Annotated in this window: 15 protein-coding genes; 1 reads left to right on the forward strand and 14 read right to left on the reverse strand. The window is 37.1% G+C overall.

All coding sequences use genetic code 11. From position 1 onward, the window contains the following. Window positions 1–184 precede the first annotated feature (184 nt). Window positions 185–2,914 carry a bifunctional diguanylate cyclase/phosphodiesterase gene (locus PSR14_RS28475; RefSeq protein ID WP_098486901.1) on the forward strand — a complete coding sequence of 910 codons (2,730 nt, stop codon included), beginning with the start codon at window positions 185–187 and terminating at the stop codon, window positions 2,912–2,914. Between the two features lie 74 nt (window positions 2,915–2,988). Here PSR14_RS28475 and PSR14_RS28480 read toward each other — a convergent pair whose 3' ends face one another. The 14 genes from PSR14_RS28480 to upp all read right to left on the reverse strand — a co-directional run bounded on the left by PSR14_RS28480 (window position 2,989) and on the right by upp (window position 13,227). Beyond that, window positions 2,989–3,642 (reverse strand): DUF975 family protein, encoded by a 654-nt coding sequence (locus PSR14_RS28480; RefSeq protein ID WP_048557346.1) that lies wholly within the window; start codon window positions 3,640–3,642, stop codon window positions 2,989–2,991. Between the two features lie 47 nt (window positions 3,643–3,689). Next, the gene (locus PSR14_RS28485) at window positions 3,690–4,481 is read right to left on the reverse strand and encodes a DUF975 family protein (protein ID WP_000578798.1); all 792 of its coding nucleotides are present in this window, start codon (window positions 4,479–4,481) and stop codon (window positions 3,690–3,692) included. Between the two features lie 131 nt (window positions 4,482–4,612). After that, window positions 4,613–5,014, reverse strand: a complete 402-nt coding sequence (atpC, locus tag PSR14_RS28490; protein WP_000847211.1) for a F0F1 ATP synthase subunit epsilon — start codon at window positions 5,012–5,014, stop codon at window positions 4,613–4,615. A 20-nt stretch (window positions 5,015–5,034) separates the two neighbouring features. Continuing rightward, complete coding sequence (gene atpD, locus PSR14_RS28495; protein WP_001032592.1) at window positions 5,035–6,441, reverse strand: F0F1 ATP synthase subunit beta; 1,407 nt, start codon at window positions 6,439–6,441, stop codon at window positions 5,035–5,037. Window positions 6,442–6,682: 241 nt separating this feature from the next. Beyond that, complete coding sequence (gene atpG / locus PSR14_RS28500) at window positions 6,683–7,543, reverse strand: F0F1 ATP synthase subunit gamma (protein ID WP_000157696.1); 861 nt, start codon at window positions 7,541–7,543, stop codon at window positions 6,683–6,685. A 222-nt stretch (window positions 7,544–7,765) separates the two neighbouring features. After that, window positions 7,766–9,274: a F0F1 ATP synthase subunit alpha gene (gene atpA / locus PSR14_RS28505; protein ID WP_000027518.1), complete on the reverse strand. Its 1,509-nt coding sequence runs from the start codon at window positions 9,272–9,274 to the stop codon at window positions 7,766–7,768. A gap of 11 nt (window positions 9,275–9,285) precedes the next feature. Further along, window positions 9,286–9,828 (reverse strand): F0F1 ATP synthase subunit delta, encoded by a 543-nt coding sequence (gene atpH / locus PSR14_RS28510; RefSeq protein WP_061131872.1) that lies wholly within the window; start codon window positions 9,826–9,828, stop codon window positions 9,286–9,288. Next, on the reverse strand, window positions 9,825–10,331 hold the full coding sequence (atpF, locus tag PSR14_RS28515) for a F0F1 ATP synthase subunit B (protein ID WP_001142617.1): 507 nt from the start codon (window positions 10,329–10,331) through the stop codon (window positions 9,825–9,827). The genes atpH and atpF overlap by 4 nt, the downstream gene beginning before the upstream one ends. 129 nt (window positions 10,332–10,460) lie before the next feature. Next, window positions 10,461–10,679: a F0F1 ATP synthase subunit C gene (atpE, locus tag PSR14_RS28520; protein WP_000052064.1), complete on the reverse strand. Its 219-nt coding sequence runs from the start codon at window positions 10,677–10,679 to the stop codon at window positions 10,461–10,463. Between the two features lie 56 nt (window positions 10,680–10,735). Continuing rightward, on the reverse strand, window positions 10,736–11,455 hold the full coding sequence (gene atpB / locus PSR14_RS28525; protein ID WP_000399870.1) for a F0F1 ATP synthase subunit A: 720 nt from the start codon (window positions 11,453–11,455) through the stop codon (window positions 10,736–10,738). A 7-nt stretch (window positions 11,456–11,462) separates the two neighbouring features. Further along, complete coding sequence (locus PSR14_RS28530) at window positions 11,463–11,855, reverse strand: ATP synthase subunit I (RefSeq protein WP_000567600.1); 393 nt, start codon at window positions 11,853–11,855, stop codon at window positions 11,463–11,465. After that, complete coding sequence (locus PSR14_RS28535) at window positions 11,855–12,079, reverse strand: AtpZ/AtpI family protein (RefSeq protein WP_001171223.1); 225 nt, start codon at window positions 12,077–12,079, stop codon at window positions 11,855–11,857. The genes PSR14_RS28530 and PSR14_RS28535 overlap by 1 nt, the downstream gene beginning before the upstream one ends. A gap of 26 nt (window positions 12,080–12,105) precedes the next feature. After that, window positions 12,106–12,219: a DUF4024 domain-containing protein gene (locus tag PSR14_RS28540; RefSeq protein ID WP_000232961.1), complete on the reverse strand. Its 114-nt coding sequence runs from the start codon at window positions 12,217–12,219 to the stop codon at window positions 12,106–12,108. A gap of 378 nt (window positions 12,220–12,597) precedes the next feature. Then, a complete protein-coding gene (gene upp / locus PSR14_RS28545; RefSeq protein WP_074532646.1) occupies window positions 12,598–13,227 on the reverse strand; it encodes a uracil phosphoribosyltransferase in 630 nt (209 codons plus the stop codon). Window positions 13,228–13,442: the final 215 nt, after the last annotated feature.

The following is a 13,442-nucleotide window of genomic DNA, read 5'->3' on the forward strand; positions in this document are numbered from 1 at the left end:
AATCATTATAGCAAACTTCAAATTCCTATGTCGATATGTTGGGGACAGAAACGAGAATTATTAAAATCTGTTTTTATAACTTGCTATACTTGCGCAAAATAAGTATATAGGTTATATATGTTTTTTAAGAAACTATAAAAAATACAAAAGAGGAATTTATATGTATATACCGTGGGTGAGATAGATGAAAAAACAAACACATGTAAGTATTCTTATAAGCATTACATTGCTATCTATAGTAATTCATTACGTGGCAATGCCTTTTCTATATGAATACTCATTTCCCTTTCAAATATTAATTGGAATGAGTACTTTATTCATTGATATTATCGCTTGTAGTTATATACTTTATTTTTCAAATATGAAAGAAGGGTTACCTCGTTTATTTTGGACGATATTATGCGTTGGAACTCTCTCTTATTTCATCGGGGATATCGTCGTTGCCTATCAACGTTTAATTTTAAAGGACTACTATACATTCGTTGATCCGTCCGACTTTTTTTATTTACTTTTTTTAATTAGCTTTGCATTCGCCTTTCTATATGAAATCATTTATAACCGAGATTTATTAGAAAAGCTTTTTATGATATGTGATATTTGTATTATTGTTACAGCACAATTCACTTTAAGTTACTACTTACTTATTGAAAGAACCATTCACATTTCTTCAACATCCTATATCGACATATTTGTTCAACTTACTTATCCAATGACCGATTTACTCTTTTTCCTCATAGGAATTAATCTGTTATTCAAGCCTTTATCTTTATTATCCAAAAAGGTTGGCGCACTTCTTGGCAGTGCTTTACTTTTATATGCTACTACAGATGCGATTTATGCTTATATCAAATACTTCATACCCGAGTATTCTATGTTTACAGTTACTCCTCTTTATCAAGTAACTTTAGTACTAGTAGCAATCGCATGTATTATCCATACAAAAGAACCTGAAAAACAAGAACAAGTGCTATTAACACCTAAATTTGGGGAAGCGATCAGATTATCATTACCTTATATTTCTGTCGTAATGCTTATTGTTTTCATATTAGTCGAATATGTTTTCGCGCCTATTGTAGTAATTGGGCTTATGATAACTTTCTCCTTCGTTCTCATACGCCATAGTTTAGTTCGAAAACAAAATAAAATATTATTATTAGCCCAAATGCAATTCAACTCAGAACTCGAAAAACAAATTGAACTGCGTACAGAAGATTTAGTAGAACAAAAAAATGAACTGTATCATAACCAACAAATGTTTAAATCTTTATACGAGCATCATCCAGATCCAATCTTCACATTAGATTTATACGGTAATTTTCTTAACGTGAATAACGCTGGTACGACTTTACTCGGTTATCAAACGAATGAATTATTAAATCAGCCCTACTATTCACTTACGTATGAAGAAGATTTGGAAGAAATCATTAATGCCTTTCATCGCGTAAAAAAGGGGAAATCTATTTCTTTAGAAATACGGGCATATCATCAAAATAGAGATATTTACTACTTGCATGTGACAGCTGTTCCTATCTTTTTAAAGGATCATATTTCCGGAGTTTATTTAATGATTAAAGATATTACGGAAAGCAAACAACAACAAGAACAAATTAATTTTTTAGCATATCATGATACACTAACAGAGCTTGCAAATCGACGTGCATTTCATCAATATGTAGAACAAGCAATTGCGCGATCCAAAATATCAAAAATGCCTTTTGCTGTTATGTTTCTTGACCTAGATCGCTTTAAAGTTATTAACGATACCCTCGGTCATAGGGTAGGAGACCTTCTATTAATTGCAGTAGCAAAAAGACTCGAAAGTATAGCGACACCAAATATGAAGCTTGCCCGATTAGCTGGAGATGAGTTCACAATCCTTATCGAAAATTATAAAAAGAGGCCAGACGTAAAAAAAATAGCTGATACAATTGTAGCAGCCATGTACGAACCATTCGAAATTGAAAATCAACATTTACAAATCTCACCGAGCATCGGGATTGCAATATATCCTGAAGCAGGTGAAGATCCGTTATCAATTTTACAACATGCTGATATGGCCATGTACGAAGCAAAAAATAAAGGAAAAAATGGTAGCTCTCTGTACACGAAAGAATTGTATAAAAAAACGGAACGAAAAGCCCGAATTGAAAAAGATTTACCACTCGCTTTAGTAAACGAAGAATTTTATCTCGTCTATCAACCACAAATTGATATTACGACGAAAAAGATTATTGGTGCTGAAGCATTACTACGCTGGAAACACCCACTCCTAGGTGACATTCCGCCATGTGAGTTCATTCCAATTGTAGAGGAGACTCCTCAAGTCATTCCACTTGGTCATTGGGTATTAAATGAATCTTGTCGTCAGCTAAAAATATGGCATACTTTTGGCTACAAAGATTTAAAAATAAGTGTTAACTTATCAGCTAAAGAGTTCCAGCAAAATAATTTAATCGAGAACATTTTACAAATAATAACAAACGTTAAAGTCGATCCAAAAGATGTAACACTTGAATTAACAGAACGAATTGCAATGATCGATGAAAAGGAAACGTTATCCAAGCTAAAACAATTAAAGGAATATGGTATTCAAACGTCCATTGATGACTTCGGCACCGGCTATTCTTCTCTCGCTTATTTATCTATTTTCCCTATCGATACATTAAAAGTACCGAGAGAATTTACACAACTAGCTGATCATCGACCTGAAGAGAGAGCCATCGTGTCCACTATCCTTTCCCTTGCAAATACGTTAAACCTATCTGTCGTTGCTGAAGGAATTGAAACAGAAAAACAACTTAAGTTTCTACAAAAGAACAACTGTAAATATATGCAAGGTTACTATTTCAGTAAACCACTTACTAGTCATCAATTTATAAAATTTCTACAAAAAACACCTAGTATGAACCAATAACTCATACTAGGTGTTTTTATCATGCTATTTGCGGACTACACAGCTATTCATCGACGCAGAGTGTCCGACTCACTTTATAATGTCGGAATTTTTTTTTCGTAATATTCCTCTGCAATCTCTTCATAAAAAGCTGCTGACGTCGTATAAAAATATGGAATTAGCCATAAGAATCCAATCCCGAGTGTAATACAACTTAATATAAACCAACCAATAAAACTCAAACATAAAATGAAATACTCCATCTTATGTCCATCCATCATACGACGGCTTTCTGTAATCGCTTGATTTATAGAATACTCCGGGTGATCATTTATAATAAAGTACGTCATCGCATAAGAAAATGATTTAATAATGCCTGGGATAATGAACAGTAACGTCCATAAGAAAAGATAAAAATTTACTAATAAATATAATAAAAATGACTTTAAAAATCTCTTTCCCTCTGAAAACCAAATGAACACATTACCGATACTAGCTTGCTTTTCACGAAGGATATTTAAAGCAAGATAATATCCACCTAAAGTTAAAGGCCCAGTAACAAAAAATGTAATGATATTTATTGAAATTGAATTTTTCGTTTCTTTCCAATCAAAAATTGAAGAAAATCCCCACTCAATACTAAAACTAAAAATCATGATTAGAATTGAAATAAGTAATGTCGCCCCGACAGCTAATCCCCATTTCCCTTCTAATGAATCTAATGCTTCTCCTTTTAAATCACCAATCATACGTAACCTCCTATACACAATAACTCTATTAGTATAGCATGTTCCTACTACAATTCATCTTTTGAAATATAGCGGTAAAAATGCGCTGTCGTTGTACTCACGTACGGACTAAGCCATAGAAAACCTATTCCAAGTGTAAAAATCGCTAAAATAGCCCACCCTATAAAGCTTAGCCATAAAAGAAATAGATCTAATTTATGCCCCTTCATCAGATTCTTACTTTCTTTCATTGCTTGCGAAACACTGTATTCCGGTTTTTCAACCATCACATAATATGTCATCGAATATGAAAAATACAAAATAGCCATTACAATAAACGAAATAGCTAATAAAATAAAGAAAACAATTATAAATGATGGATTTGCATTCTCATCAAGAAAACCTAATAGCCCAAATACAATCGTTCCTAACATCGGAACCCATATACCTGTATATAACAAAATTGCAAGCATAGCCCACATTGTTTTCATCATTCTTTTAAAGCCACGAAATCCTTCAAATAAATAATCCACTCTAGCATCTTCTCGTTTGCTTATTTGTAGAAACAAATTCGTATGACCATATGTGGTAATGCCATAAGCCGCATAACTTAAAATTATCATAAGGCAGTAAAAAACCCCAAACGTAATAGCAGCTCCAATTGCCATTGTTTCTTCTTCAATTGAACCAGTTAAAATAGATGCTAAAATAAATATTATAACTCCTGGAATTAATACTATAAGCATTACAGCCATTGAAACGACGTAACTTACAATATGATATAAAATCGTTGATCCAACACCTAGTCCCCATTTTCCTTTTAAAGAGTGCAATGCTTCTCGCTTCATTTCACCGATCATTTATTCATCCCCTTTATAAATTGTTGTACATTCTCTACTTATACGAGCACCAATATAATTATACCATTTTTGTAAAATTATCCATTAACTACATAAAAAAATCCGTAAAGGCTTTGCCTTTACGGATTTTTTTATTTCATATCGGAAACGTTTAAACGGTTCACAGCGCGTTGTAATGCCATTTCTGCACGTTTAAAGTCAACATGTGCTTGTTTATCTTGCAGACGTTGCTCAGCACGACGCTTCGCTTCATTTGCACGATGGATATCGATATGGTTTGCTTCTTCAGCAGATGATGATAATACAGTTACTTTATCTGGACGAACTTCGATAAAGCCACCACTTACCGCTACATAATCAGTGTGTCCACCATTTTTCAGACGAACTGCACTAATTTTTAATGGTGCAACAGTTGGAATGTGACCTGGTAAAATCCCCATTTCCCCACTCTCTGCTTTTACACTTACCATTTCTACTTCTTTTTCGTAAACCGGTCCATCAGGAGTTACAATACTGACTGGAAATGTCTTCATACTTCGTCCCTCCTAAGGCCTTACGCCATCATTTTCTTCGCGTTTTCAATAACTTCTTCAATGCCACCAACTAAGCGGAATGCATCTTCTGGAAGGTCATCATATTTTCCTTCTAGAATTTCTTTGAAACCACGAACTGTGTCTTTTACAGGTACGTAAGAACCTTTTTGACCTGTAAACTGCTCCGCTACGTGGAAGTTTTGAGATAAGAAGAATTGAATACGACGAGCACGATGTACAACTAACTTATCTTCTTCAGATAACTCATCCATACCTAAGATAGCAATGATATCTTGAAGCTCTTTGTAACGTTGTAAAGTTTGCTGTACTTGACGAGCCACTTCATAATGCTCTTCTCCTACGATTTCTGGAGAAAGTGCACGAGATGTAGATGCTAATGGATCTACGGCTGGGTAAATACCCATTTGTGTTAAACGACGCTCTAAGTTTGTTGTTGCATCTAAGTGAGCGAACGTTGTAGCTGGTGCTGGGTCAGTATAGTCATCGGCTGGTACATATACCGCTTGGATAGACGTGATAGACCCTTTATTTGTAGATGTAATACGCTCTTGTAATTGACCCATTTCTGTTGCAAGTGTTGGTTGGTAACCTACCGCAGATGGCATACGGCCAAGAAGGGCAGATACTTCAGAACCTGCTTGCGTGAAACGGAAGATATTATCGATGAACAGAAGTACGTCTTGTCCTTGCTCATCACGGAAATATTCAGCCATTGTTAAGCCTGTTAATGCAACACGTTGACGTGCTCCAGGTGGCTCGTTCATTTGTCCGAATACCATCGCAGTTTTCTTAATTACGCCAGAATCGCTCATTTCGTGGTATAAGTCATTACCCTCACGAGTACGCTCACCTACACCAGCGAATACAGAGATACCACCGTGCTCTTGTGCGATGTTGTTGATTAACTCCTGAATTAATACTGTTTTACCTACACCGGCACCACCGAATAGACCGATCTTACCACCCTTAATGTAAGGAGCAAGTAAGTCTACTACTTTAATACCAGTTTCAAGAATTTCTACTTTAGTAGATAATTCTTCGAATGCAGGTGCTTGACGGTGAATTGGATCACGGCGTACATCCGAAGGAACCTCACCATCTAAGTCAATAGCATCACCTAATACGTTAAATACGCGACCAAGTGTTGCATCACCAACTGGTACAGAGATTGCTTTACCAGTATCTTCTACTTCTGTGCCACGAACAAGTCCATCTGTGGAAGACATCGCAACTGTACGAACTGTATCATCACCTAAATGAAGTGCAACTTCAAATGTTAAGTTAAGTTCACCGTTTTCGTTGCTCTGTTTTACCGTAAGGGCGTTGTAGATTTCTGGTAGCTTTCCGCCATCAAACTTAACGTCTACAACCGGACCCATGATTTGCGTAACGCGCCCTTTATTCATCGGGTTCCCTCCTAGCTTTCTTTTAATTAGCTAACTTTCTACGAGCAGCTAGCTTTTCATTTTTTATTAGTTTATAGCTTACGCGACTCTTTTGACAGAGCCGCCTACGCTTTTTATTGAATCTAGCTCCAGCGGTTAGAATGTTCGGTGGCTTCGCTTTTTCCTGCGAGGCACAAATCGCCTCTACGTCAAAAGCTCCATCCCCCTCTCATTCTGAACGAACCGCCTACGCTTTTTATTACTATTCTAACGCTGCTGCTCCACCAACGATTTCCGTAATTTCTTGCGTAATCGCTGCCTGACGCGCACGGTTGAATGAAAGTGTAAGTGAATCGATAACTTCCATTGCGTTGTCTGTAGCACTCTTCATTGCTGTCATACGCGCTGCGTGCTCACTTGCTTTACCGTCTAGTAATGCACCGTACACTAAGCTTTCTGCGTATTGTGGCAATAGTACTTTTAAAATTTCTTCTTCAGAAGGTTCGAATTCATAAGCTGTCGTCGGTTTATCAGACGCCACATCAGTAAGCGGTAAAATTTTATTTTCCGTTACTTCTTGTGAAATTTTACTTACGTAATGGTTGTAGTAAATATACAGCTCATCATAAGCACCATCTGCGAACATCGCAATTGCTCGAGAAGCAAGGTCTTTAATATCAGTAAATGATGGGTGGTCAGATAATCCAACTACTTCATCAATGATGTTAAAGCCGCGACGTTTTAAATAATCACGTCCTAGTCGTCCAAGCACAATAATTGAATATTGGTTTGAATCCATATTATGACGTTCACGAATTACGTTACTTACTGTACGTAATACGTTACTGTTATAACCACCTGCTAGTCCGCGATCAGATGTAATAACGATGTATCCTGTACGCTTTACAGGACGCGCATTTAGCATTGGATGATTAATTCCTTTACTTCCTTGCGCAATGCTCGCTACTACTTCTTGAATCTTTTCCATATACGGAACGAAAGATTTAGCATTTTGCTCTGCACGGTTTAACTTAGATGCAGATACCATCTCCATCGCTTTCGTAATTTGACTCGTTTTCTTTGTCGAGTTAATCTTCGCTTTTATATCGCGTAAAGATGCCACAGGTTTTCACCACCTTTTTTCCGGAAGTTGGCACGATTAGTAAGAATCCTCTTCCTAATCTACGTTGCAAGATATTCTTGCTCATGATTGAAGGAAAAGAATAGGTGCACCTACTCTTTTCCTTTACATAACCGTCAGCAATCTCAGAAATTGAGATGCCTTTATATATTATCTAGCTCCGCCTCTTAGCCGATGGGGCTAAACAGTCGGCTTCACTTTTTATTATTCAGAAGCTACGAATACTTTTTTAAATCCGTTAATTGCTGCTGCAAATTTGTCGTCATCCGCAAGTTTCTTAGTTGTGCGGATTTCTTCTAATAAGTCAGTCGCATTAGAATCTAACCAAGCATGGAATTCTTCTTCGAAACGAGTGATATCTACTACTGGGATATCATCTAGGAATCCACGTGTTAAAGCGTAAAGAATGATAACTTGTTTCTCTACACGTAACGGTTTGTGTAATCCTTGTTTTAATACCTCAACAGTACGAGCACCACGGTTTAGTTTCGCTTGAGTTGCTTTATCTAGGTCAGAACCGAACTGAGCGAACGCTTCTAACTCACGGTAAGATGCAAGGTCAAGACGAAGTGTACCTGATACTTTACTCATTGCTTTAATCTGAGCAGATCCACCTACACGAGATACAGAAGTACCCGCATCGATCGCTGGACGTACGCCAGAGAAGAATAGGTCAGATTGTAAGAAGATTTGTCCATCCGTAATTGAGATTACGTTTGTTGGGATGTAAGCTGATACGTCCCCTGCTTGTGTTTCGATGAAAGGTAGTGCAGTTAAAGAACCGCCGCCTTTTGCATCACTTAATTTTGCTGCACGCTCTAATAAGCGAGAATGTAAGTAGAATACATCCCCTGGGTAAGCTTCACGACCTGGAGGACGACGTAATAGTAATGACAGCTCACGGTAAGCTGCTGCTTGTTTTGATAAGTCATCATATACTACTAGTACGTGTTTACCATTGTACATGAACTCTTCACCCATTGTTACACCAGCGTAAGGAGCTAGGTATAATAATGGAGCTGGTTGAGAAGCAGATGCAGTTACAACGATTGTGTACTCTAATGCACCATGCTTACGTAGTGTTTCTACTACGTTACGTACAGTTGATTCTTTTTGTCCGATAGCTACGTAAATACAAATCATATCTTCATCTTTTTGGTTAATGATTGTATCTAGTGCAACTGCTGTTTTACCTGTTTGACGGTCACCGATGATTAACTCACGTTGACCACGGCCAATTGGTACAAGAGCGTCAATCGCTTTAATACCTGTTTGAAGTGGCTCATGAACAGATTTACGATCCATTACACCTGGTGCTGGACTTTCGATTGGACGAGTGTTTGTTGTATTGATTGGGCCTAAACCATCAACTGGTTGACCTAATGGGTTTACAACACGACCAATTAGTTCTTTTCCTACTGGTACTTGCATGATGCGACCAGTACGACGAACTTCGTCACCTTCACGGATTTCTGTGTAAGGTCCTAAAATGATAATACCTACGTTGTTTTCCTCTAAATTTTGTGCTAGTCCCATAACGCCGTTAGAGAACTCTACAAGTTCACCAGCCATAACGTTATCAAGACCATGAGCACGCGCGATACCGTCACCAACTTGGATAACTGTACCAACATCACTAACTTCGATTTCAGACTGATAGTTCTCGATTTGTTGCTTTATCAGTGCGCTAATTTCTTCAGCTCTGATGCTCATGTGCTTCACCCCTATCTATTCTTCATTAATTCACGCTGAATACGTGCTAATTTTCCTTGTAAACTTCCGTCATAAATGCGATTTCCAATACGTACTTTAATGCCGCCTAGTAAATCTTCATCTACAACATTTTTTACGCGAATTGCATCTTTTCCTGTTCTCTTTGCAAATGCTTCTGCAATGTTAAGCTTCTCTTCTTCCGATAGAAGACGAGTAGAATATACAGTTGCGTCCGCTACGTTACGTTCTTCATTAGCAAGAACAACATATTCATCTGCAATTTCAGGTAAGATATCAATGCGCTTGTTATCAATTAAAATATATAACGTATTTAAAATAGATTCAGAAACAGACCCGAATACGTTTGCAAGAAACGTTTTCTTTTGTTCCTTTGAAATGTTCGGTTGCGTTAAAAAGCTATGTAGTTCTCCGTTCTTTATATAAACGTTTTGTACAAGGCGTAATTCCTCTTCAAACATTTCTAATACGTGTTTTTCTTTAGCAATTTTAAAAAGAGCGACAGCATAACGTTTTGCTACAATCCCATTGCTCATCGCGCTTCTCCTACTTCTTTAATATAATCGCGAATTAACTTCACTTGATCTTCTTCTTTTAATTCTTTTTCAATTACTTTAGAAGCAATTTGAACAGATAAAGAAGCAACTTGTTCTTGTAAAGCAGCAATCGCTTGCTCTTTTTCGCGTTGAATTTCTTGTACAGCAGATGCTTTAATTGATTCTGCTTCTTCTTTCGCAGCAGCAACAATAGCATCTTTTTGATCTACAGCTTGTTTTTTCGCTCTTTCGATTAACTCTTGTGCTTCAACACGTGATTGTTTTAACATTTCACGTTGTTCTTCTACTAACTTCTTCGCTTCAGCGTTACTTCTTTCTGCAGCGTCGATTTCATTAGTAACATGCTCTTCACGTTCTTTCATAATCCCCATTAAAGGACCCCACGCGAATTTGCGTAGCATTACTAATAGAAGTAAGAAAATGAACAATGTATAAGCAATCGTTCCAAATGGAATGGCAGCCCCTAATAATAAAGTTGGCACAAGGATTCACTCCCTTCAAAATATCTAAATTGATCATATGAAAAAAAAAGACATACGTTTCGTTCATAAAGCAATGGCGAAGAAAGTTCGGAAAAACACTCTTCGCCATCTATGTAAGGGGAGTCTCCCTTATTTGTTCATTACGATGAATGCAATAACTACACCGATGATTGGAAGTGCCTCAACTAAAGCAACCCCGATGAACATAATTGTTTGAAGTGCGCCTTTTAATTCTGGTTGACGAGCAACACCTTCGATTGTACGTGATACGATAAGACCGTTACCAATACCTGCACCTAATGCTGATAAACCAATTGCAATTGCAGCTGCGATTACACCTAAACTCATTTAATTTGTCCTCCTTTGTATTATAAAAAAATAAATTTTTTCTTACTTAAATTATATTAATGGTCATGACTTACTTTATGAGCCATATAAACCATCGTTAACATAACGAAAATAAATGCTTGGATTGATCCAACGAATACACTGAATCCCATCCATGCTAACATCGGCACAAGTGCACCTAATGCTCCAAGGAATGATGCTCCGCCCAGTTTAGCAAGTAATCCTAATAAGATCTCACCTGCATAAATGTTACCAAATAAACGAAGACCTAACGTTAATGTGTTAGCAAACTCCTCAATAACCTTTAATGGGAATAAGAATTTCATAGGTTGGAAATAACCTTTTACGTATTCTTTCGTACCCTTCATCTTAATTCCATAATAATGGGTGAGGGTAACTACCATCACGGCTAATGTTAATGTAACTGCTGGATCAGACGTTGGTGATCTCCACCATGCAATATGTTCGCCAGCTTCAGTTGCTGAATACATGAATGGTAAACCAAGGAAGTTCGATACGATGATAAACATGATAAGCGTAACGCCAAGCGTTAAGAAACGTCCACCTGTTTTCCAGTCCATCGTACTATTGATAATCCCTTTCACGAAGTCAAACACCCATTCCATGAAGTTTTGCATTCCTGTTGGGCGAAGAGCTAAGCTGCGAGTTCCGATAACAGCGATTAAGAAAACAATAACTGCTGCTACAGTAACCATCATAACTGATGACAAATCGAACGTTAAACCTAGAAATTCAACTAATTTACCGTGTTCCACTAGTAATTCACCTCTCTTCCCTGCTCTTATACTCTAAATAAAGAAAATCTATGATCATGACAAGGTATCCTGTCAGCAATCCTACACCTAAGCCCCACATCGCAATTAACTCTTGATATTTGGCTGCAAATAAAATTAATAACCCAATCGTGGCGAATCTTGAATATGTACTTACCGCTGTCGCCTTAAACTTCACGTTTTCTCCATTTGTCACGCGATCCAACAGCTTGTCTGTCCTACGTGCAATGATGCGCAAACTAAGAAAACTGAAAATCGTTCCGATAATCAGTCCAAGAAATACATCCTTGTAAGAGGTGAATCCCCATCCTAGCACTAGAAGCGCAAGCAAGTAGTACATATATTTCTTTTGTCTTTGGACAAGTCCATGTACGTCTATCATCATTGCTCTCCCGAATAGTAATGTCGAATGAGTCGAATCATTGCGTATACCCCTGTTCCTAATCCGAGTAATAACCCTATAATAAGAAACAATGGAAACGTTCCAACCTTATTATCAATCCACTGCCCACCAAAGATCCCAACAAGAATAGAACCGACTAACTGAGCAAGAATACCTGACATTAAAGCATAAGCTTTTATATGGCTGCGATCGTTTTTTTGCAAGGATTCATCCCTCCAATATGTAGCCCTCATTCACGATGTGTTAATAATAACTCATTTTTTTGCATAAATCCTATACAAAATAAAAAGTTTACATTTTCGTCACGGAATAGATGTATTTTTGTCACTGAAAGCCCTACCATCTATCCCCGTTGTTAGCATACAATAGGGTATTAACAGTGTCAACGAGAAATCGTAAAAAATCAAAAAATTTGAGTATTAGTCATTTCCTCCCAAAAATGAAAACGTTCCCCTTCTAAATACTGGTTAGAGATATGAAATTTCTAACAGTTTTCTCTTTATAATAGAAGGAAATGTTCACAAGTTTGTCACTATTATATTTTTACGATATAACGCTTTCCTTCCATAATATAGTGCTCTTTAGACGTAAGACTTCTATATTATATGTGATGTGTATGCAACTTATGTTGTATATACTATGTATATTTATCCTCTCCCCTCCCCTACTTGCTTACATCAAAAAAAGACGAGCTGAGGAATCCCCCTGCTCGTCAGTTGTCTTACTTCGTTCCGAATAAACGGTCACCAGCATCACCAAGACCTGGTACTACATATCCGTGGTCATTTAATTTCTCATCTAATGCTGCTACATAAATATCAACATCAGGATGTTCTTCTTGTACTACTCTTACTCCTTCTGGAGCTGCAACGATACACATTAATTTAATTTGTTTTGCGCCGCGCTTTTTCAGAGAGTTAATTGCTTCAGCTGCAGAACCACCTGTTGCTAGCATCGGATCTAGTACGATAAAGTCACGCTCTTCTACATCCGTTGGAAGTTTCACATAGTATTCTACCGGTTGCAATGTTTTAGGGTCGCGGTATAAGCCAACGTGTCCTACTTTTGCTGCTGGAATTAATTTCAGAATTCCATCAACCATTCCTAAACCTGCACGTAAAATCGGAATTAAACCAAGTTTTTTACCAGCGATCACTTTTGTTGTCGCTTTGCTTACAGGAGTCTCAATTTCAATGTCTTTAAGTGGAAGGTCGCGAGTAATTTCAAAAGCCATTAAGCTTGCTACTTCGTCCACTAATTCACGAAAATCTTTCGTACCTGTATTCTTGTCGCGAATATATGTAATCTTATGTTGAATTAACGGGTGATCAAATACATACAGTTTTCCCATGTGAATCTCTCCTTTAGATGATATTCATGCGTTTGCACGCTTTTTTACACTATTTACGATTGTAAAGAAAACGCTACTAATATTCAAGGGCAAATTTGGAAAAGTCATGATTTCCGATGAATCTATCTAGTATCTTTACCAATTATGGGAGCTGTATCCTTCATTATATCGCCAAAATTTATTCATCATTTGTATACATACTTAAAGAACAATAT

Source organism: Bacillus sp. A01H, assembly GCF_045277205.1.
Lineage (GTDB): Bacteria > Bacillota > Bacilli > Bacillales > Bacillaceae_G > Bacillus_A > Bacillus_A paranthracis.

Coding starts and splice junctions, on each gene's coding strand:
- atpD (WP_001032592.1), bottom strand. CDS start 6,441: ATGAATAAAGGGCGCGTTACGCAAATCATGGGTCCGGTTGTAGACGTT.
- atpC (WP_000847211.1), bottom strand. CDS start 5,014: ATGAAGACATTTCCAGTCAGTATTGTAACTCCTGATGGACCGGTTTAC.
- PSR14_RS28530 (WP_000567600.1), bottom strand. CDS start 11,855: ATGATAGACGTACATGGACTTGTCCAAAGACAAAAGAAATATATGTAC.
- atpH (WP_061131872.1), bottom strand. CDS start 9,828: ATGAGCAATGGGATTGTAGCAAAACGTTATGCTGTCGCTCTTTTTAAA.
- PSR14_RS28475 (WP_098486901.1), top strand. CDS start 185: ATGAAAAAACAAACACATGTAAGTATTCTTATAAGCATTACATTGCTA.
- PSR14_RS28540 (WP_000232961.1), bottom strand. CDS start 12,219: ATGGTAGGGCTTTCAGTGACAAAAATACATCTATTCCGTGACGAAAAT.
- atpA (WP_000027518.1), bottom strand. CDS start 9,274: ATGAGCATCAGAGCTGAAGAAATTAGCGCACTGATAAAGCAACAAATC.
- PSR14_RS28480 (WP_048557346.1), bottom strand. CDS start 3,642: ATGATTGGTGATTTAAAAGGAGAAGCATTAGATTCATTAGAAGGGAAA.
- atpE (WP_000052064.1), bottom strand. CDS start 10,679: ATGAGTTTAGGTGTAATCGCAGCTGCAATTGCAATTGGTTTATCAGCA.
- upp (WP_074532646.1), bottom strand. CDS start 13,227: ATGGGAAAACTGTATGTATTTGATCACCCGTTAATTCAACATAAGATT.
- PSR14_RS28485 (WP_000578798.1), bottom strand. CDS start 4,481: ATGATCGGTGAAATGAAGCGAGAAGCATTGCACTCTTTAAAAGGAAAA.